The following is a 20,883-nucleotide window of genomic DNA, read 5'->3' as shown; positions in this document are numbered from 1 at the left end:
CAAGGTGCGCGCTGCCCTCTTCGCTGGCAGGCCAGCGCCTACCGGGTTGCAGGGCACAAAGCCCACTGTGTTCGCTAGCGAACAGACGCCTGCGCCATGTGTCGCCACACTGGGGGCCAGACCCCGCGACGCGAGCACCTACAGGCCTTTATGGATAATTACTGGAGCCGTGCACGCGCCAGCCTGCGCAACGCAGGCCTTTGGCGCACCACACCCCGCAAGTTCGAATACGAAGCCATCCTGCGCTCCGAACTGTTCAGCGCCGAGCAGATGGCCGCCCACGGCACCTTTCTGGCCCAGCACCACGCCCTCAGCCCCCGCAGCGGCAAGGACACCCTGCTGGCACGGCTGGCCGACAACGAACGGACCCTGGCCAGCAGCTGCGCGGTGCTGATCGCCGAACAGCCCACCGCGCGACGGGTCACGCCGGCGGCCGAATGGCTGCTGGACAACTACTACCTGGTCGAAGAACACATCCGCATCGCCAAGACCCACCTGCCCAAAGGCTACAGCCGCGAGCTGCCACGCCTGGCCAACGGCGTGTCCAGCAGGCTGCCGCGGGTCTATGACATCGCCCTGGAAACCATCGCCCATGGCGATGGACGCGTCGACGTGGACAGCCTGAGCCACTTCGTCGAGGCCTACCAGAGCGTCACCTCCCTGGCGCTGGGCGAGCTGTGGGCCATTCCGATCATGCTGCGCCTGGCGCTGATCGAAAACCTGCGCCGGGTCGCCTCGCGGGTCATGGCCAGCTGGGCCGACCGCAACCTGGCCAACGACTGGGCCGACCGCCTGCGCGAGACCGCCGGGCGCGACGCCAAGAGCGTGGTGCTGGTGCTGGCCGACATGGCGCGCTCGCAGCCGCCGATGACCGCCGCCTTCGTCGCCGAGCTCGCACGCCGCCTGCAAGGCCAGAGCGCCGCGCTGATCCAGCCGCTGACCTGGGTGGAGCAGATGCTCGCCGAATCCGGCCTGAGCATCGAGCGTCAGGTGCAGCTCGATGCCCAGCAGCAGGCAGCCGACCAGGTCTCGGTCAGCAACAGCATTGCCAGCCTGCGCCTGCTCGCCACCAGCGACTGGCGCGAATTCGTCGAGCACATGAGCCACGTCGAACGGGTGCTGCGCAGCGATCCTGCCGGCATCTACCCAGCCATGGACTTCGCCAGCCGCGATCATTACCGGCATGTCATCGAACGCCTGTCCCGGCACAGCGCACAGTCGCAGGCGGCAATCGCCCGCGCCGCCGTCGAACTGGCCGCCGGTGCACCCAGCCCGCTGCCACACGCCAGCGCCACCACCCATGTGGGGTTCTACCTGGTCGGCGCCGGGCGAGCGCAGCTCGAGCGCCGCGTGCACGCCGGCGTGGCGCTGGGCGAGCGTTGGCGGCGCCTGCTGCATCGCGCGCCACTCACGTTCTTCCTCGGCCCGGTGGCGCTGCTCACGCTGGGCCTGAGCGCACCGCTGCTGTACACCACGCTGCGCGATGGCTGGCCACTGGCAGTGTTGCTTGCGCTGGCCCTGCCCACGCTGGTGATGACCAGCCGCCTGGCCATCGACCTGGTCAACTGGCTGGTGACCCTGAGCGTGACGCCCCGCCTGCTGCCGCGCCTGGATTTCAGCGAGGGCCTGCCCGCTGAGGCGCGTACTTTGGTGGTGGTGCCCACGCTGATGGCCAATGCCGCCGATATCGAGGAGTTGGCAGAGGGGCTGGAAGTGCGCTTTCTGGCCAATCGTGACGATTACCTGCACTTTGCCCTGCTGACCGATTTTCTCGATGCGCCCAGCGAAACCCTGCCTGAAGACGCCGCGCTGATGGCCCTGGCCGCCAGCCTGATCGAGGGCCTGAACCACAAGTACCCGAACGATGCGCGCTTCGTGCTGCTGCACCGTCCGCGGCGCTGGAACCCCGCCGAGCAGGTGTGGATGGGCGTGGAACGCAAGCGTGGCAAGCTGGCCGATCTCAATGCACTGCTGCGCGGGCATGGTGAGGGGCGCTTCATGTTGCAGGTGGGGGATGTCCAGGTGCTGGAGGCGGTACGTTACGTCATCACCCTGGACACCGACACCCAGCTGCCGCGCAATGCGGCCCGCCAGTTCGTCGGGGCCATGCAGCACCCGCTCAACCGCGCCCAGGCCGGCAGCGGTTACGCCATCCTGCAACCGCGGGTCGGCATCAGCCTGCCCAGCGCGGCGCGCTCGCTGTATGCGCGACTGTTCGGCAGCGACGCCGGCGTCGACCCGTACACCCGCGCAGTGTCGGACGTGTACCAGGACCTGTTCGAACAAGGCTCGTTCATCGGCAAGGGTATCTACGACGTGGATGCGTTCGAGCAGGCGCTGCAAGGCTGCCTGCCGGACAACCGCATCCTCAGCCATGACCTGATCGAGGGCTGCTACGCCCGCAGCGGGTTGCTCAGCGATGTTCAGGTGTTCGAAGAGTACCCGGCCCGCTACAGCGCCGACGTCAAGCGCCGCCACCGCTGGATTCGCGGGGACTGGCAACTGCTGCCGTGGGTGCTGCCCTGGGCGCCCACCGCTGGCGGCACCTATGCGCGCAACCGGCTGGATGCCCTGGCCCGCTGGAAGCTGTTCGACAACCTGCGCCGCAGCCTGGAGCCCGGTGCATTGCTGTGCCTGTTGCTGTGGGGCTGGCTGGCCTCGGGCCGGCCCGGGCTGTGGACCCTTGCCGCGCTGTTGCTGGTATTGACCCACGCGGTGCTCGGCACCCTGCTGGAGATGCTGCGCAAGCCTGTCGACGTACCCCTAGCGCAGCACCTGTGGGCGGCGCTGCGCGGCTGCGCCCTGCATTTCGCGCGCGCCGGCCTGCACCTGGCCTGGCTGCCGTATGAGGCCTACTACAGCCTTGACGCTATCGTGCGTACGCTGTGGCGCATGCTGGTCAGCAAGCAGCGCCTGTTGCAATGGAGCCCGTCACGGGAAGTCGAACGCACCAGTGTCAATCGTCTGGGGGCTCTGTACCGCAGCATGTGCAGCGCCCCGATACTGGCCCTGGTCGTGGGCCTGTGCCTGCTGCCAAGCCCCATGACCCTGGCCCTGGCGGCGCCCTTGCTGCTGGCGTGGCTGGCCAGCCCGGCACTGGCCTGGTGGATCAGCCGCCCCTCCCCGCGCGCGCACTTCGACCCCACTGCCGAAGACCTGCGCTTTCTGCACAACCTTGCGCGCCAGACCTGGGCGTTTTTCGAGCAATACGTCGGCCCCGACGACCACTGGCTGCCCCCCGACAACGTGCAGGAACTGCCGGTTGCCCGCATTGCCCACCGCACCTCGCCCACCAACATGGGCATGGCCTTGCTGGCCCACCTGGCCGCCCACGATTTCGGCTACCTGGGCGGCGGGCGGCTGCTCGAACGCCTGCAGTCCATGCTCGACAGCATGGACGGGCTGGAGCGTCACCAGCGCCACTTCTACAACTGGTACGACACCCTCACCCTGAAACCCCTGCCACCGCTGTACGTCTCCACGGTGGATAGCGGCAATCTCGCCGGTCTGCTGCTGACCTTGAAGCCCGGCCTGCTGGGCCTGGCCGACACACCGCTGGATGACCCGCGCCAGGCCCAGGGGTTGCTCGATACCCTGGACGTCTTCGGCCAGGCCTTGACCAGTGCCGGCCTGCCCGCCAACGAGGTACAGGCGTTATGCCGGCGTCTGCAGGCACCTCAGCCACACGATCTGGTGCAACTGCTGCAGGACGCACTCGACCTGCCGGCGCCCGCTGACGATCCGGATGCGCGCTTCTGGTTCGACAGCCTGCAACGTCAGTGCACCGAGCAGCGCGACGAACTGCTGCGTTTTGCCCTGCCTGCCACCAACGAACCGGGCACGCGGCCGCCGACCGGTTGCTGGCGCGACCTGGCGCGGCTGGACGCCGAGCAGTGGTGCGCTGCCGATCGCCCGCAGGTGCTGCAGGTACGGGCCCTGGCCCGCCAGCGCATGCAGCAGGCGGCCCAGCTTGCCCAGCGCGTCGAGGCCATGGCCGACATGGACTTCGGCTTTCTCTACGATGCCCGCCGCGAGTTGTTCGTGATCGGCTACAACGTCGATGAGCGACGCCTGGACAGCGCCTTCTACGACCTGCTGGCGTCCGAAGTTCGCCTGACCAGTTTCGTGGTCGTCGCCCAGGGCCAGGTGCCGCAGGAAAGCTGGTTTGCCCTGGGGCGCCTGCTGACCAGCAATGCCGGGGTGCCGGTGCTGCTGTCGTGGTCCGGCTCGATGTTCGAGTACCTGATGCCGATGCTGGTGATGCCCAGCTACGAAGGCACCCTGCTCGACCAGACCTGCCAGGCGGCCGTCACCCGCCAGATCGAGCATGCCAGCCAGCTGGGCACGCCCTGGGGCGTTTCGGAGTCCGGCTACAACACCGTCGATGCGCACTTGAACTACCAGTACCGCGCCTTCGGCGTGCCGGGGCTGGGCCTCAAGCGTGGCCTGGGCGAGGACAACGTGGTCGCGCCCTACGCCAGTGCCCTGGCACTGATGGTCGCGCCCGCGGCCGCCTGCCACAACCTGCGGCGCCTGGCCAGGCAGGGGGTGGCCGGGCGGTTCGGGCTGTACGAGGCGGTCGACTACACCCCGGCACGCCTGCCCCCTGGCTCCGATGCCGCCGTGGTGCGCTCGTTCATGGCACACCACCAGGGCATGAGCCTGCTGGCCCTGACCTCGCTGCTGCTGGGTCAGCCCATGCAGCGGCGCTTTGCCGCCGAGCCGGCCTTCCAGGCCTGTGCCCTGCTGCTGCAGGAGCGCGTGCCCAAACGCGCCACGCAATACCTGCATGCAGCCCAGGCGCCTACCGTCGACGATGCCAGCCAGGGCAATGAAACCAAGCTGCGCGTGTTCACCGACCCGGACCGTCGTCGGCCGGCCGTGCAACTGCTGTCCAACGGGCGCTACCACGTCATGGTCAGCAATGCCGGTGGCGGCTACAGCCGCTGCAACGACATGGCGGTAACGCGCTGGCGCGAAGACATCGCCAGCGACAGCCTTGGCACCTTCTGTTACCTGCGCGACGTGGCCAGCGGGCATTTCTGGTCCACGACCTACCAGCCCACCCAGCATCGCGCGCACAGCCAGGAAACCGTGTTCACCGATGCCCGCGCCGAGTTTCGCGTGCGCGAGTTCAACTTCGACTGCCACACCGAGATCGTGGTGTCCCCCGAGGACGATATCGAGCTGCGTCGCCTGCACCTGACCAACCGCGCCCGTACCCGGCGCACCCTGGAGCTGACCAGCTACGCCGAAGTGGTGCTGGCCTCGGCCATCAGCGATGCGCTGCACCCGGCGTTCAGCAAGCTGTTCGTGCAAACCGAGCTGGTGCGACCGCTGCAGGCGATCCTGTGCAGCCGGCGTCCGCGTGCCAGTGACGAAGCCGTGCCGTGGATGTGCCACCTGCTGGCAGCCCACGGGGCGGACATCGAGCAGATCTCCTACGAAACCGACCGTGCCCGCTTCATCGGCCGCGGCCGCACCCTGCAGGCGCCGGCCGCGCTGACGGACACCTGCGAGCAGCTGTCCGGCACTGCCGGCGCGGTGCTCGACCCGGTCGTGGCCATCCGCTGCCGTATCAGCCTGGAGCCTGGCCAAAGCGCCACCATCGACCTGGTCACCGGGGTGGCCGACAGCCGCGAGGCCTGCCTGCACCTGATCGACAAATACCGCGACCGGCATCTGGCCGACCGGGTGTTCGACCTGGCCTGGACCCACAGCCAGGTGCTGTTGCGCCAGCTCAACACCTCGATGGCCGATGCCAGGCTGTTCGAGCAGATGGCGGCCTCGGTGCTGTATGCCAACCCTGCATTGCGCGCCGAAAGCGCCGTGCTGGCCAGCAATCGGCGCAGCCAGTCGGGGCTGTGGGGCCAGGCGATCTCCGGGGACCTGCCCATCGTGCTGGTGCAGATCGCCGACCCGGCCAACATCGAGCTGGTGCAGCAGATGGTCCAGGCCCATGCCTACTGGCGCCAGAAAGGCCTGGTGGTGGACCTGGTGATCTGGAACGAAGACCAGGCCGGCTACCGCCAGCAACTGCAGGACCTGATCATGGGCCTGGTGACCTCCGGGGTCGAAGCGGCCCTGCTGGACCGCCCGGGCGGCATCTTCGTGCGTCCTGCGCAGCAGCTGTCCAGCGAAGACCGCACGCTGATGCGCTCGGTGGCACGCCTGATACTCAACGACAGCCATGGCAGCCTGGCCGAGCAGGTCCACCGGCGGCGCATCGAGCCGGCCCTGGCGCCGTTCACCCCCAGCCTGCTGCAAGGGCCGCAGAGTGCCGGCTACACGCTGCAGCCGCTGGCCATGGCGCCCACGCTGGGCAACGCCTACGGCGGCTTCAGCGCCGACGGCAGTGAATACATCATCAATCATCGCCCGGGCCAGCCGACCCCGGCGCCCTGGGTCAACGTGCTGGCCAACCCCGGGTTCGGCAGCATCGTCTCGGAAACCGGCGGTGCCTACAGCTGGTACGAAAACGCCCACGAGTACCGTTTGAGCCCCTGGCACAATGACCCGGTCAGCGACCCCGGCGGCGAAGTGCTGTACCTGCGCGACGAAGATTCCGGGCAGGTCTGGTCGCCGACCCCGGCGCCCTGCCCGGGCAGCGGCGCCTACCGAACCCGCCACGGCTTTGGCTACAGCGTGTTCGAGCATGTGCAGGACGCCATACACAGTGAGCTGTGGGTGTTCGTGGCGCTGGATGCGCCGGTCAAATTCTCGCGCCTGGTGCTGCGCAACACCGGCGATCGTGCGCGACGCCTGTCAGCGACCTGCTACGTGGAATGGGTGCTGGGGGACTTGCGCAGCAAGTCGGCCATGCACGTCGTCACCGAAGCCGACCCGTTCAGTGGCGCGCTGTTTGCGCGCAACGCCTACTCCATCGAATTCTCGGGTCGCGTGGGGTTTCTGGACTGCGACTGGCCCCAGGCCGGCCTCAGTGGCGACCGGGTCGAGTTTCTGGGGCGCAACGGTACCCTGGCCGACCCGGCAGCCCTGCGCCGGGCGCGCCTTTCGGGGCGCCTCGGCGGCGGCATGGACCCCTGTGGTGCGCTGCAGGTAAGCGTCGAGCTGGCGCCTGGTGAAAGCCGCGAAGTGGTGTTCCGCCTGGGCGCCGAGCAGGACGCCAAGGCCGCCACCCGGCGGGTGCAGCAGTACCGCGGCGTACGCGCCGCCAACGTCGAACTGGCGCGGGTCACGCAGCACTGGCGCACCACCCTGGGCAGCCTGCGCATCCACTCCCCGGAGCCTGCGCTGGACGTTCTGGTCAACGGCTGGCTGATGTACCAGGTGATTGCCTGTCGCTTCCATGCCCGCAGCGGCTATTACCAGTCCGGCGGTGCATTTGGCTTCAGGGACCAGTTGCAGGACAGCATGGCCATGGTGCACGCCGACCCTGCCAGCAGCCGCGCCCACCTGCTGCTGTGTGCCCGCCACCAGTACGTGCAGGGCGACGTGCAGCACTGGTGGCACCCGCCGATGGATCGCGGCGTGCGAACCCGTTGCAGCGACGACATGCTCTGGCTGGCCCTGGCCACCAGCCGCTATGTGCAGATCACTGGCGACACTGCGGTGCTGAACGAGCCCGTCGGCTATCTGGACGGTCGCGCACTCAACAACGGCGAGGAGTCCTACTACGACCTGCCCGGTCATTCGCCCCTGCAAGAGCCCCTCTACCAGCATTGCCAGCGCGCGCTGGAGCACGGCCTTTGCGTCGGGGCCCACGGCTTGCCGTTGATGGGCAGCGGCGACTGGAACGACGGCATGAACAAGGTGGGCGAGCACGGCATAGGCGAAAGCGTATGGCTGGGCTTTTTCGCCCACGAGGTGCTGCGTCGGTTCGCCGAAACGGCGCAGTTGCATGGCGATGCCCGCTTTGCCCAGCGCTGCGGCGAGCAGGCGCGGCGGCTGCGCAGCAACCTGCAGGCCCATGCCTGGGACGGCGCCTGGTACCGGCGTGCGTATTTCGATAATGGCCAGCCCCTGGGGTCGGCCAGCAACCAGGAGTGCCGCATCGATTCCATCGCCCAGAGCTGGTCGGTACTGTCGGGCGCCGCGCCCCTGGATCACTGCCGCAGTGCCATGGCGTCGCTGGACCGCCACCTGGTGCGGCGTGATATCGGCATCGTGCTGCTGCTGGACCCGCCGTTCGACAAGGGCACGCTCGCCCCCGGCTACATCAAGGGCTATGTACCGGGGGTTCGTGAAAACGGTGGCCAGTACACCCACGCCGCCGTGTGGGCGAGCATGGCGTTCGCCCGCCTGGGCGACGGCGCCCGCGCCTGGGAACTGATGCGCATGATCAGCCCCCAGAGCCAGGGCCATGCCACCCGCATCGAAACCTACAAGGTGGAGCCCTACGTGATGGCGGCGGATGTCTACGGTGTGGCGCCCCATGCCGGGCGCGGCGGCTGGAGCTGGTACACCGGTGCGGCCGGATGGATGTACCGGCTGATCGTCGAATCGCTGCTGGGGGTGGAGCGCCAGGGCAACACCCTGCTGCTGCAACCGCTGCTGCCGCCAGAATGGTCGGGCTTCAGCCTGCAGTACCGGTATGGCGCCAGCGTTTATCACATCGATGTGCACCGGGGCACACAGGCCGTACAGGTGCTGAGCCTGGATGGCGGGGTGATCGACGGCACAAGCCTGTCGCTGGTCGATGATGGCGCCGAGCATCAGGTCACCTTGCTGTGCGCTGCATCGGCAACCGCGACGTTACCCTTGCTAAAGGGAGTACCCTAGGGCCTTACCCTATGGATGCCGGCCCCATGTCCCATGATCCAGCCAGCGGGCAGAACCATCTGCTCGCCGCCCTGCCCGACCCGGTTCGCGAGCGGCTGCTGCCGCACCTTGAGCAGGTTGCCTTGCCGCTGGGCAAGGTGATCTACGAGCCGGGCGACAGGCTGACGCATGTGTACTTTCCCACCGATGCCATCGTTTCGCTGCTGTATGTCATGGAAAACGGCGCCTCGGCGGAGATCTGCGTGGTGGGCAATGAGGGGCTGGTGGGCATTGCGGTGTTCATGGGCGGCGAAAGCACCTCCAACCGTGCCGTGGTGCAAAGTGCCGGGCTTGCCTGGCGCTTGCCGGGCCAGCGGCTCAAGGACGAGTTCGACCGCCATGGCGAGCTGTTGCTGCTGATGTTGCGCTACACCCAGTCGCTGATCACCCAGATGGCACAGACCGCCGTGTGCAATCGCCACCACTCGATCGATCAGCAGTTGTGCCGCTGGCTGCTGCTGTCGCTGGACCGCCTGACCGGTAACGAGCTGAACATGACCCAGGAGCTGATCGCCAACATGCTGGGCGTGCGCCGCGAAGGCGTCACCGATGCGGCCGGCAAGTTGCAGCGCCTGGGGGTGATCGAGTACAGCCGCGGGCACATCAAGGTGCTCGATCGGCCGCAGCTGGAACGACTGAGTTGTGAATGCTATGCGGTGGTGCGCAGTGAAACCCAACGCCTGTTGCCCTATTTGCCGTTACGTACCTAGTTTTCCATTCCCAATACCCTACGGTACGTAACTCGTCACCGGTGCCAGGTTCTTGTAGAACCTCAATGCCTGATCATTTATTCCAAAGCAAAAGCCGAGAATCACATGGCTGTCGTTATTGTTCAGGTAGCGGCCAAACTCCACCTCCGTCATTCCCTTGAGGTCGACTACCCTCACTCTTCCTCCCACTGCGCCACCATGGGTCGCCGTATCCGATAGGAAAAAATCTGAATTGATCAAGGTTGATCTGCGGATGCCATTACTGGCCCAGTTGGCTCCATCGGGGGCGCCGTGAGAGCCCGAAAAAATCAAGATCTCCCGTGGAACGGCATTCACACTCGTTCTACGGCGGAAATAATTCAGGGGCGTATTGAAGTTTTTTCCTGCAACGGGGCGGTTGCTACCGAAGATGATTTTATCCTGCCCCGTCGAAAAGCTTTTCCAGGCCGCCTTCGGTGCCGAACTCAGGGGTTGCGTGGTCACAGTCGGCAGGCTGGAAAACTTCGAAGCGCTTCTTTTCAGCAGTTGACCATTGCGCAGGCCACCCACTAGGCGATTGGCCTCCGCGGCAACTTTTGGCGCAGACGACCCAATCGACATACCTAACGAAGCCAGGCCTGTTCCGAACGATATCCAGCCCAGAATGCCCGCAGCCTTTTCGTTGCCACTGGCCTCAAGCGCCATCGACGCAGCTCCGCTACCCAGGGCAATGGCTTCCACCGCTACCGCTGCCACCGATACGGCTCCTGCAATCGACGTGGTGGCCACCGCCGCGACAGCGCCTGCCGCAGCACCTGCAGTACTCGCACCGGCACCGAGCAAAGCTGTGTATGCCGCACCTATTGCAGGCGCTGCAGTGCCGGCAGTCGCTACCACTGCAACCGCTCCCAGCACCAGCCCGATACCAGCCACGACCCAGTTCCACCACGCATGCCCGTCCGGGTCAACGCGGTTGACCGGGTCGCCGCTGCAATACGCATAGCGGTTCAAGCCGCCCGCACCATCGGGGCTTGCACTGTCGGGGCTGAGGAACATGAACAGGCACGGGTCGTAAGGGCGGTTGCTGCCGGGCATGTACAACAGACTGTCGGTTTCGCGCACTTCACCGGCGTAGCCCACCCTGCTTTGCGCGGTGCCGTTGTCCAGGCCATGTGCGCTGTAACCCACAAAGCAATTGCTCTCGCCGGTTTCAATCTGCACGCTGCCTTGCCCATCGCTGGCGCTGATCATAACCGTGCGTACCGCCTGGCTCAGCAGGGTCTGGGCGAACACGGTGCTGCCGGCACGCATCAAGGTCAACCAGCCCTGGTCGCTCTGCTCGTTGACCATACGCTGGCCGTCATAAAAACGGTGGCTCGTGGTGCCATTGACGCGGGTCTCGATCAGACGGCCCAGCGGGTCATACGCATAGTCGCAGGTACTGGTGCCGTCCTCCCGGCGCGTCAGGTGCCCCTGGCTGTCCCAGGACAATGCCCGCCACAGTTGTCCGTCATGCCGCTCCCTTGTCAGTTGACCAGCGGCGTCGTATTCAAGGTCGATGATCAGAGCCTGCGGCCAGCTGTGGGTGATCTGAACCGGACGATCTGCAGCCACATCGCTGTCGTAGGCGAACCTCATGTGGTTGCATTGACCATTCTCGTACTCGGTGTCGATCTGTTCATAACCGTCGAGCGCATTGAAACAGAACGTCTGGCGACGAATGCGCTGCCCGGTGCGGGGGTCGGTGACCAGATGAGGCCCTTGCGTGGTGGCTTCGACCAGGCGATTGCGCACGTCGTAGCGGTAGTGCTCTTCGCTCAACAAGGTAGCCTGCTCCGCCTCCAGCGATTCCCACGTGCGTGTCGCTAACTGATCCTGCTGGGTCCAGCTCAAGCGCTGGCGAAAGCGCTGCATACCCGAGATACCATGGCACACCCATGTCCGGGTGTACTCACGGCCCAGGAGGTCGTAGGTCAGGGTCTGCTGCTGTGACTGGCCGTGCTGGCCGTCGGTGGTGAGGGTCTGCGCCAACCGACCGAATGCGTCGTAGCCCAGTTGCAAGGCCAGCGGGCCGCAGTGCTGGCCACTGATACGCCCCACGGCATCGTAGGTGCAGTAAGTCATCTGGCCGTGTACATCGGCAAACGACAGCACGCGACCGTTCAACGAATACTGCCAGCCGCAGGTTTGGGGCTGTCCTGCATGGTGCCAGTGCTCGGCACTGGTCAGACCCGAGGCGGTGAAATCCCAAGCTATCTGCCCCAGCCCGCCGGTGGCCCGGGTAAGGCGACCGTGGGGCGGGCTGTAGGTGAAGGTACTTTCACTGTTTTCGCTCGGCCGCGCGATGCGCTTGAGCTGATAATCCAGCTCGGGTTCATAGCCGAAGTGCGTGACACTGCCGTTGGAGCGTGTGAGTGCTTCGGGAGGAATCTGCCCCGACACATACGCCAGGGTTTCCTGCTGCCCGCCGCAATCGCGCGTCAGGGGGCGATCCAGGCCATCGAACGTCTGCTTGAGCAGCAGCGTCTCGCGGGTTGCGGTGCATAGTGAAAGGGTTGCAATGGCATCGCCATCGCTGTGGGGGGCGAAGCGCCATTTCACGCGGCTGTGGTCTTGCAGGGTACGCTGCGCGACCCGGCCGTCACGGTCGTAGACGGTGGACGTGGTGCGCTGCTCGCCATCGGGCGTTTCTATCGTATGGGCTACCGGACGCTGAAGCGCATCGAGTGTCCAGCGCTCCCGGCGCAACAACGGGCCACCCCCAGGCTCATGCAGCTCCACACGTTCGACACTGCCGCTTGCATTCAGGTACAGCGTGGTGCGAGGCCCTTGCTCCCCGGTGGCGCTCTGTTGCCAGGACACTTGGGTACGCTGGATGGGGTCGTGCTTTGTATGGTCCACCGTGCCGTCTGCATGCTGCACCCGGCATGCGGAGCCCCAGTCATCGTAGGCGGTGAGCACCGTACTGCTACAAAACGGGGTGTTCTGGGCGGCAGCCCAGTCCTGCGAGGTCTCACTGGTGACATTGCCCTGTACGTCGTAGGTCACTCGGCGCACTTCACGCAGGGGGGCACCGGGGCTGTCCAGAAACTCGAGCAGTTCGCGCACCGGGCGTCCCTGACCATCCAGCTCCACACGCAGGCGCTGGCCGTTGCTGTCGGTCTGCTCGACGTACACCGTTCGATCACGCTGCAGGCCAACCAGCTGGTAGGTACAGCGGGTGCTGGTCGCATACGGCGTGTTCGCGCTTTCTATGCGGCGTATGGTACGGCCCAGTGCGTCGTGGTCAAAACGGGTCACGGTACCGTGTTCGTTGCGTTCTTCGATGGTCAGGCCCGTCAGCACGTGGCGCAGGGTCGATGAGCTGATTACCAGGTGGTCATGGCTGATCCGTTGCTGGGTTTCGCACAGCAACGGGCCTTCGAAGGTGCGCAGGAAATTCGTGGTGGCGGCGTAGCCGTTGTAGAGCGTTACACTGGATATCGGTAGGCCATGGAACGGGCTGTCTGCTGCCTGCTCGACACGCTGCAGGATTCTGGCCGTTTCAACTTCCCCGCTATCAATCGCTTCCCGAGCCACTTCGCTGTCCAGCACCAGGTGCTGTCGATCCTCTGCCTGGCGCTTGTGCAGCCTGACGTAGGCATAGTCGGTGTGCGCCACATGACCCGCTGACCGTGCATCGGGTGCCGGGGCAGTAGTGGTGAAGCGCTTGAGCCAGCGCACGAACCTTCCCCCGTCATCCGGGCAGCCCTGCGCGCCACCCAGCGGATAGTATTCGCGGCTTTCGCTGCGCCCATCGGCGAATCGCTGGTTCAGTACATTGCCATAGGCATCGTATTCGCACGTGTCGCGTTCCTCCCTGAACCGGTTGCCGGTTTCATAGCGGGTAATGCGGGCAATCGGCAGCTGACACCAGGCCGGCTGGTCGTCCCAACCCACTGCAGGGTCGTCTGCGTACACGCTCTGCTGGCAAACCCTGCACTCGCCGCGCACGGTCAACTTCTGCGTCTGCAGGTGATAGTGATTCCAGGTGTATTCGACACTTTGCACCTTGCGCCCCTGTTCGTCGTGCAGGGTTTGCAGGCATCCATAGTCATAACGTGGCAGAAGATAGAGGTTGTCCTTGCCGTCTGCCCATTCACCTGCCGAGACACCCCCGTAGCCAAAGCAGTTGTTCGAGCCGATCAGGGCGTAGGTGGTGTAGGCCACCGGCTGGGCCGCACCGGGGTCGTGCCGATGCGTGGACACCCTGGGCAAAGCGGTCAGCGGCGCGCCCTGTGGCAGCCGAAGCCCATTGTTCCCCGTGGCGTAATCGACTTCGTCCGTGCTGCCCAGCGGCCCCAGCACCTTGCTCGGGAACAGCAATCGGCTTTGCGGATCCTGCCAATAGGTGAAGGCCCAGCGGTTGCCGCCATCAGGCAGGATCAGCTCATTGAGCCGGTCACTTCGCAGCAGCGTGACGACTGTGGTGCTGTCAGAACCCGGAAACATCACGAAGCGGGTTTCATCCCTATCATGCTGGACGTCCAGCAACAGACGCTGCTCGTCGCGGATGGTCCACAGCAGGTAGGGGCCACTGCCTGCAAGCCATTCAAGGTACGCGCGGCGCCCCTGGGCAGAAACGATCTGCTTGAGCATGGCCATGCCGCTGTTGTCCTGGACCTCGAGGTACTCGCAGACGCCATCCTTGTAGTCGATGCGAAAACAGCGAGCCCTGTCGTCAACGGTGAACACCTCGAACGAACACAGCTTCTGGTCTTCGAACACCAGTTGCCCGCCCTTGCTCAAATCCGAACGGTCGCTATCGAACTTGAACGTGTCGCCCGAATTGATCCGTAGCTGACCGGTGTTGAAATCGAGCATGGACAACCCGAGCGTCCAGCCGAGGCCATACCCGCTGTCGGTGTGCGAGCCCAGTGGGCTGAAATGCAGCGCAGGTTGAATGACCGGCCCGGCAAGGTGGTTGGCGTGCAGTGCCGGCAGCTCGCAAGCCAGCGTGAACTGGCTGGTTCTGGGGTCCACGCCGGTGCTTACATGGCTCAGAAAATTACTCGCCTGGGTGTAGAGCGCGCCGGCGCGCAGGCGCCGGGTAACGTCGTCAGGCCTCGTCATCCGTGGCGCTCCGGCTTTCGGCACCCGTTGCCAGCGACAGCCGCAGGCTGCGTGAGCCGGACGCAGACGTATCGGCGTAATGGATCATCAAGGTGTGGTCGTTGCCATACGCGTCAACGAACAACAGCGGGCGCGGGCCACCTTGCTCTCGGGAGGACTGGCTATGAAACGGTATGTTGTTGCCCCCCTGAAGGACCACGACGACGCTCTGCGGGCGTATCCTTGACACGCTGGGCACTGGCCTGAAGTCGTCGCCCAGCTCGATCAGAGGGTTGTAGGACACCTCGCTGTGGCCCGGGGCGGCGTAGCCGACGTGGGAGGCCCGGGTGTCACTGGGCGAACGCACGGCCCACTGGATCATCCCGAAACCCGTAGGTTCCACGGCACGCAAGGCCACCCAGGTGCTCAGCACATATTCCCAGATGAAAAGATCGGAATTTCCCTCACCGCCTACCAGTTCCCGCTCAAAGCTGTAGTCGTCAAGGCCGAACACAGGGATGGGCTTTGTGCTGATATCGACGTGCTCGTCGAAACTGGTTTCGCTGCCGTCCGTGACGTAGAAGTACTCTTCAGCGCCCTGTATGCGGGTGATGCCCGCCCAAAGGGTGACATTGGTGCCCGCAAGGGCACGGGAATGCACGTAGAACCGGCGGGTGTAGACGGCAAGTGCTTCGCCCTCTGAAGCTGCATGCACGCTGGCCTGTGCTGACGTGCCTGGGTAGTAGTCGTAGGCGTTGCGTACCGTCCTGTAGAACCATTGGGCTTGCCCGTTATCCTCGCACTGCAGCGCAGTGTAGGTACCGTCATCGTTGCGTAGCAGCAGGCACACGCTGTCGAGCTCTTGCTGGGAGACGTCCTGATTGGTGCGTGGCTGTATTTCCACTACAACTTCCACCTGCTGGCGCAGATTCGGGTAAAGGTGTCCCGTTGGCGAGCCTAGTCTCATACGTATCTGCGACAGCCAACTCCCCAATGGTGGCGCAGCTCGCGAAGATGCAAGCGCCTCGAATGATCGGGGAGGCACCCCTTCAACGGTCAAGGTATACCCCCACGGTGCCTGGTTGCTTGCATTCGGGTCTTCGGAATGCAGGTGCACCGACAGATCGAAGCGGTTGCCATAGACATCCATGCCGTAGGTGTAGCTTTGCTGGAGTCTCTTCAGAACGACGTTGAAGTAGGCGATCATGCCCACCGCAATACAGATTGCGTCACGCGGTGATCTCAGGGGGCTGAGAAGGTCGTAGTAGGCCATCATCATTTCGGTTGAGCCCACGATCGTGGGGGTCGATGCCGTGCTGTTGGGGGCTCCGATGCAGGTTGCCTTGTTCAAGTGGAGCGACGATCCATAGGCGGGTTGTTGCATGCTGTGGATCTTCACGACATTGGCGGTTCGTGGGTTCTGCAATGTAACGTAGGTATTTTCGACACGTGCCGCACGCCCTCCGGCCTCTGAGGAGGCGCCCTGGAACACCACCACAGGCCTGGATACGACCAACCCGTGCCCTACCCTGTATTGCGTTGGTTCTACAGCCTCTATCTGAACGCTGCTATTGAAACGCCCTCCTTCGCCTTGGCCACCATACGGGACATCAAGATTGTTGGTCGTCCAGACTCTGCTTTGCACTCTGATCCTGGCTGCAAACTTGAACACCGTGCGCGCATCAACACTGGGGTCCAAATGCAGGTAGCGTACAAAGGTCTGATAGTCATTGCTGTCAGTATGTTTTTTTTTTGAAGTCTTGCCACTTCTGACGGTGCCTTCATCATAAGGCAGTATCCCGGTTTCGGGCGGCTGCGTCCCAGAAACCCACCCCCCGGGCGCGGTGGTGTACGGAATTATCTCGAGGCCGCCAACCGGTAACAGTACCACTTCGCCATACGAGTTACGGGCTTGTAAGGTTATGATCACTTTTGATTTTTGACGACCATTCGCGAACAGATGTGCTTTGGCATTCTGTTGTCCTCTGAACGCATCTGCCTCGATCAGAAAATAACTCAAGGTTGCAACTGCAGTGTCTGTAACGTGGGCCATGATGTCGCTTCCTGCGGTTGAGTGGAACGGGTTGCCGGGAGTGGGCTTTATCCATCGGCTGATACATAGACGCAGGACACCTTGCCCTCCAGCTTCCCATCCTTGAAGCCCTCGGAGATGATGCCCCGGGTTACCTCCTGGCCAATAGCGACATAATGGGCCCTTGAAACACTTATTTTTGCAGTCATCTGACCATAGATCGGATTGACGATTTTATAGTGCGAATAGGACTCATCCGAATTGCAGTGCCCGGCATTGTAAATGCCGAACCTTACGCCATCCCGAGGGTTTTCAACGGCGAAGTTATACATCTCGTCATTGTCGCAATCATTGTTGGCAAAGCGATGCATGCCGACGGTCATCTGGATAGTGCATCCCCCGCTGTTTTTCTTGTACAAATGCAACACTGAAATACCCTGTGGTGCAGGAGGAGGCGTTGTGGACTTATTCATGAAAAGGATGATGACCAGCGAGAGCACAATCATTATCACGAAAAGCGTGAAAGCAATAAGGGTGCGCGAAAAATGGAGGTTCATGAGGATGCCCTTTATCTGGCAGCGTGGCATTCAGAGTGTAAGATCACTGCCCTCCCGGTCAAGTTGCTAGTTAAACAAGTTCATGCTGAGCACCTGTGTTTTCAGACTGGTAATATTGCCAGTTGCAAGGCATGAAACGTGTATGGCAACACTGGGCACATCGAGTGAAAGTTACGCGTGCTGAACCCTCTGCCCAGGCTGGCACACTCATTCACTTGCAACAAAAGCCTTGACCGGCTCGCACCATGGCGTTACGTTCTCGCCCGCATTTTTGCAAGCCTGCACAGGAGTCCTGCATTGGACAGTTGCCCTAGTCGATTGCGACAGGTACAGCCGGCGAGCTAGTCCAGCAGACCCTTCTGCCACTGCTCGCCGAACACGGTGGTCAGTGGCGATCCGCATCCCTGGCGGGATGACGCATCTTCATTTCCCCTCCCCGCTTGACGCCCCTCATCGTGACGAGGTGTGTCGGCTGCTCGTACCCGTTGCCATCCCCGAAATCTTTACGCGCACAAGTGCGCTGACGCCGGCTGTCTGCCGGTGCCTTGAGGTGGTTCATGGATTGGAAAGTATTCTTGCTGCGCGTGGCTGTCGCGCTGGTACTGGGGGCGCTGATCGGCGCTGAACGTCAACTGCGTCAGCGCCTCACCGGGCTGCGCACCAATGCGCTGGTGAGCACCGGCGCCTGCCTGTTCGTGCTGGTGACCCAGGCCGTACCGGGCATGCTCCCGGCCGACGCTTCGCGGGTGGCGGCCTATGTGGTGTCGGGCATCGGTTTTCTGGGCGGTGGCGTAATCATGCGCGACGGCATGAACGTGCGCGGCCTGAACACCGCTGCCACGCTGTGGTGTACCGCCGCCGTCGGTGTGCTGTGCAGCCTGGGGTTACTGCTTGAGGCGAGCCTGGGCAGCCTGATGGTGCTATGCGCCAACATCCTGCTGCGTGACATCGCCCAGCGGCTGAACCAGCAGGATGTGTTACCGGCCAGCGAGGCCGAGCAGCGTTACGAGGTGCGCATCGTATGCCGCGCCGAAGACGAGATCCAGGTACGCAGCCTGATGCTGCATAGCTTTGGCAGCAGTGGCCTGCGTCTGCAATCGCTGCACAGTGAAGACCTGCCCAACCCGGCCAAGCTGGAGGTGCGGGCCGAGTTGATGGGCGACCCGCAGGCGCCCTCGCAGCTCGAGCACCTGGCCAGCCGGGTGAGCCTTGAGAAAGGCGTCAGTTCGGTACGCTGGCAGGTATTCGAGCTGGCGTCGGACTGACCCGCTTCAGCAACTGGCGCGCCACTCGCGGATCTGTTCGTGGGTGGCCGTCACCCCGCCGCACACCACCACCAGCACCGACTGATATGCCTTGAGTGCCTCACTCGGTGCATAGGCCAGCGCCAGCGCTGCACCACAGGCCGGCTCCACCAGGATACGGTGGTCGAGCAGAAAACGTTCGCAGGCATCCAGCGCCTGAGCGTCAGTCACCACATGGCTGTGAATCGGCCGTTGCTGGCTGAGTTCGAAGGCCTGCTGGCATACCTGCTTGGCCCCCAGCGAGGTCGCCACGCTGGTCACTGCGGGCAGGGCCGTCGGGGCCTTGCTGGCCATCGCGGCAGCCAGCGAGGCGGCGCCGTCGGTCTCCACGGCAAATACCGGCACGTCAGCCCAGTCGTTACGTGCCAACCCCTCGCACACCCCGGCCAACAGGCCGCCCCCGCCCACCGAGAGCACGATCGCATCGGGCTTGAACCCACTGATGACCACCTCGTCGATCAGGCTGGCATGGCCTTGCCATAGCAGCGGATCGTCGAAGGGGTGGATGAAGGCCGCGTCGTCGGTGAGCAGCGATTGCGCATAGGCATTGGCCTCGTGCCAGGCGCTGCCGTGCACGATGACCTCGGCGTCCTCCTGGCGAATCAGCTGCCTGGCGCGTTCGGTGGTGGTTTGCGGCACCACCACGGTCACCGGCAAGCCCAGGCAGCGGCCCGCATAGGCCACCGCAATACCGGCGTTGCCCCCCGACGAGGACACGAAGCGGCGCTTGCCTTGCCTGGCATAGGCCTGGCAAGCCAGGCCCACGCCACGCAGCTTGAACGAGCCACAGGGCTGCAGGGCGTCGAGCTTGAGCCACACGTCCTGGCCGCTGGCCAGGCTGAGCGGGCGCGAAGGTACCAAAGGGGTTTCGAGATGCAGGGACATACCAGGCTCCAGGTCAGGCCAGTTCGACGATCGATTGAATTTCAACGCTTGCTCAGCGGTTGCGGATTTCATCGAGGTAGTTGTAGATGGTGTAGCGTGTCACCCCGAGTGCGGCGGCAGCTTTCTCGACGGCGCCCTTGACGATGAACAGTCCGCCATCGTGCATCTGGCGCACCGCCTCGAGCTTCTGCGCCTTGGCGATACGCCGGCCCTGGCTGCGTGCGTCGTGCAGGGCCGCATCAATGATCTGCGCCATCAACTGCTCGAGGTCGGGTTGGTTCTCGGTGGGCTCGCCGGGGGCTGCCCCGGTGCCGGGCAGCAGCTGTTCCAGGCACGCCTGGGCGGCGGCGATGCCACTGAAGTCGGTGTTCACGCACAGGCTGGCATAGGGCTCGCCCAAGGCGTCGCGGAACACCGCAGTGGCACTGCGCAGGGTCTTGCCGTCGCGGCCCAGGCTCGGGTAGTTGCCCACCACCACCGGGGTATGGCTGCCCTTGTCGCGCAGGGCCTGCAGCACCGCATTGAACCCCTGGTCTTCACGAGGCCCGGCCAGTACCGGGCTGCCGATCTGACGCCCACTGACATGCCCGTTGGCAATGGCAATCACCGAATGTTCCGGCCGGGTCAGGTCGTGCAGGACCACCTCGGTGGTGCGTCCCAGCACAGTGCCAAGCATCTGCACCGTTGCGTGCAGTACGCCCAGCACCAGCTGGCGTTCAGGGGTTGTATCGAGGGCCATCGAGCGCACCACAAGAAAAAACGAACCGAGAAAATATCAACATAAAGTTTAATTTTCAACGGTTCGTTAAAATCATCGCAGCACAAAATCGCCTGCTAGCCACCATCGGTATCGATATCGGCATCAGTGCGCGGCTTGCGCTCACGTTGTGGCTTGAAGTCAGGGCTGTAGGGGTTTTCCTTGTGAGGTTCGGGTGTATTGCTCTGCTCCTGCCCTCCTTCGTCCGGGCGTCCGGCATCCTGCAACGGCACCTCCACATCGCGTTCAGGCAGGCTCTTGCCATCGTCCGGGCGTTTCCAGGTTTGCGGCAGCGGTTGTGGCTGGTCTTCAGCAACGGGCTCGCGGTTGCGCGGGTCATGAATCATGCTTGGCGTCCTCCGGTACAGGTTCAGCGTCGTTCATCCGACAGTGGCGTCGGCTCGTCAGGTTCGGGCACTGACGGGTTGGTGTCGGGAATGCCCTCGACGTCGTTAGGGTGTTCGCGGCGATCGTCGTCGCCACGCACGTTCGGGTCAGTCACCGGGTCGTGTTCGCGTCGCGGGTCGTTGAGCGGGTCCTTCCACAGGGGGTCATCCTGCGGGCGTGGATCGATAGCCATGGCGGTCACCTCAGGTCGTGGTCCGACAAATGCGGGCCCTGCAGTTTTTCGAGGCCCCTGGACGTGGTAGGTGCCAGCCAGCCGATCAATGGTCAGGGGCCGCGTATCCGCCAGCGAAGGAAAAATATGCTCTGTGCCCCGCAAAATCCGCTGCAACCTGCGGGGCACGCAAGGCCAGCACGCGGTAAGGTAGGCAAAAACTACAAC

10 protein-coding genes are annotated in these 20,883 nt (G+C 64.1%); 3 read left to right on the top strand and 7 right to left on the bottom strand.

From position 1 onward, the window contains the following. Positions 1 to 150 precede the first annotated feature (150 nt). Positions 151 to 8,742: a glucoamylase family protein gene (locus DN387_RS05140; RefSeq protein WP_054914508.1), complete on the top strand. Its 8,592-nt coding sequence runs from the start codon at positions 151 to 153 to the stop codon at positions 8,740 to 8,742. Between the two features lie 26 nt (positions 8,743 to 8,768). Beyond that, positions 8,769 to 9,491, top strand: coding sequence for a Crp/Fnr family transcriptional regulator (locus DN387_RS05135; RefSeq protein ID WP_043862791.1), 723 nt, complete (start codon positions 8,769 to 8,771; stop codon positions 9,489 to 9,491). Positions 9,492 to 9,509: 18 nt separating this feature from the next. Here DN387_RS05135 and DN387_RS05130 read toward each other — a convergent pair whose 3' ends face one another. From DN387_RS05130 to DN387_RS05120, 3 genes are read right to left on the bottom strand one after another with little or no spacing between them, the layout of a single operon-like run. Then, positions 9,510 to 14,582, bottom strand: coding sequence for an RHS repeat-associated core domain-containing protein (locus DN387_RS05130; protein WP_254506019.1), 5,073 nt, complete (start codon positions 14,580 to 14,582; stop codon positions 9,510 to 9,512). After that, positions 14,569 to 16,614, bottom strand: a complete 2,046-nt coding sequence (locus DN387_RS05125; RefSeq protein ID WP_054914510.1) for a hypothetical protein — start codon at positions 16,612 to 16,614, stop codon at positions 14,569 to 14,571. Before DN387_RS05125 ends, DN387_RS05130 begins: the two co-directional genes overlap by 14 nt. A 47-nt stretch (positions 16,615 to 16,661) precedes the next feature. Next, positions 16,662 to 17,150 (bottom strand): hypothetical protein, encoded by a 489-nt coding sequence (locus DN387_RS05120; protein WP_156326191.1) that lies wholly within the window; start codon positions 17,148 to 17,150, stop codon positions 16,662 to 16,664. A 557-nt stretch (positions 17,151 to 17,707) separates the two neighbouring features. Between DN387_RS05120 and DN387_RS05115 the strand changes: the two genes are divergently transcribed. Beyond that, complete coding sequence (locus DN387_RS05115; RefSeq protein ID WP_043862787.1) at positions 17,708 to 18,415, top strand: MgtC/SapB family protein; 708 nt, start codon at positions 17,708 to 17,710, stop codon at positions 18,413 to 18,415. 6 nt (positions 18,416 to 18,421) lie between these two features. Here the strand turns inward: DN387_RS05115 and DN387_RS05110 are convergent, their stop codons facing one another. From DN387_RS05110 to DN387_RS05095, 4 genes are all read right to left on the bottom strand, one after another. Continuing rightward, the gene (locus DN387_RS05110; RefSeq protein ID WP_054914512.1) at positions 18,422 to 19,339 is read right to left on the bottom strand and encodes a pyridoxal-phosphate dependent enzyme; all 918 of its coding nucleotides are present in this window, start codon (positions 19,337 to 19,339) and stop codon (positions 18,422 to 18,424) included. 52 nt (positions 19,340 to 19,391) lie between these two features. Further along, complete coding sequence (locus DN387_RS05105) at positions 19,392 to 20,078, bottom strand: transcriptional regulator (protein ID WP_054914513.1); 687 nt, start codon at positions 20,076 to 20,078, stop codon at positions 19,392 to 19,394. Positions 20,079 to 20,173: 95 nt separating this feature from the next. Continuing rightward, a complete protein-coding gene (locus DN387_RS05100) occupies positions 20,174 to 20,443 on the bottom strand; it encodes a hypothetical protein (RefSeq protein WP_043862785.1) in 270 nt (89 codons plus the stop codon). Positions 20,444 to 20,466: 23 nt separating this feature from the next. After that, positions 20,467 to 20,676: a hypothetical protein gene (locus DN387_RS05095; protein ID WP_043862784.1), complete on the bottom strand. Its 210-nt coding sequence runs from the start codon at positions 20,674 to 20,676 to the stop codon at positions 20,467 to 20,469. Positions 20,677 to 20,883 lie beyond the last annotated feature (207 nt).

It is taken from the genome of Pseudomonas sp. FBF18 (assembly GCF_024261405.1).
Lineage (GTDB): Bacteria > Pseudomonadota > Gammaproteobacteria > Pseudomonadales > Pseudomonadaceae > Aquipseudomonas > Aquipseudomonas palmensis.
The sequence above is the reverse complement of the archived record's forward strand: the minus strand, read 5'-3'. Positions and strand labels throughout refer to the sequence as shown.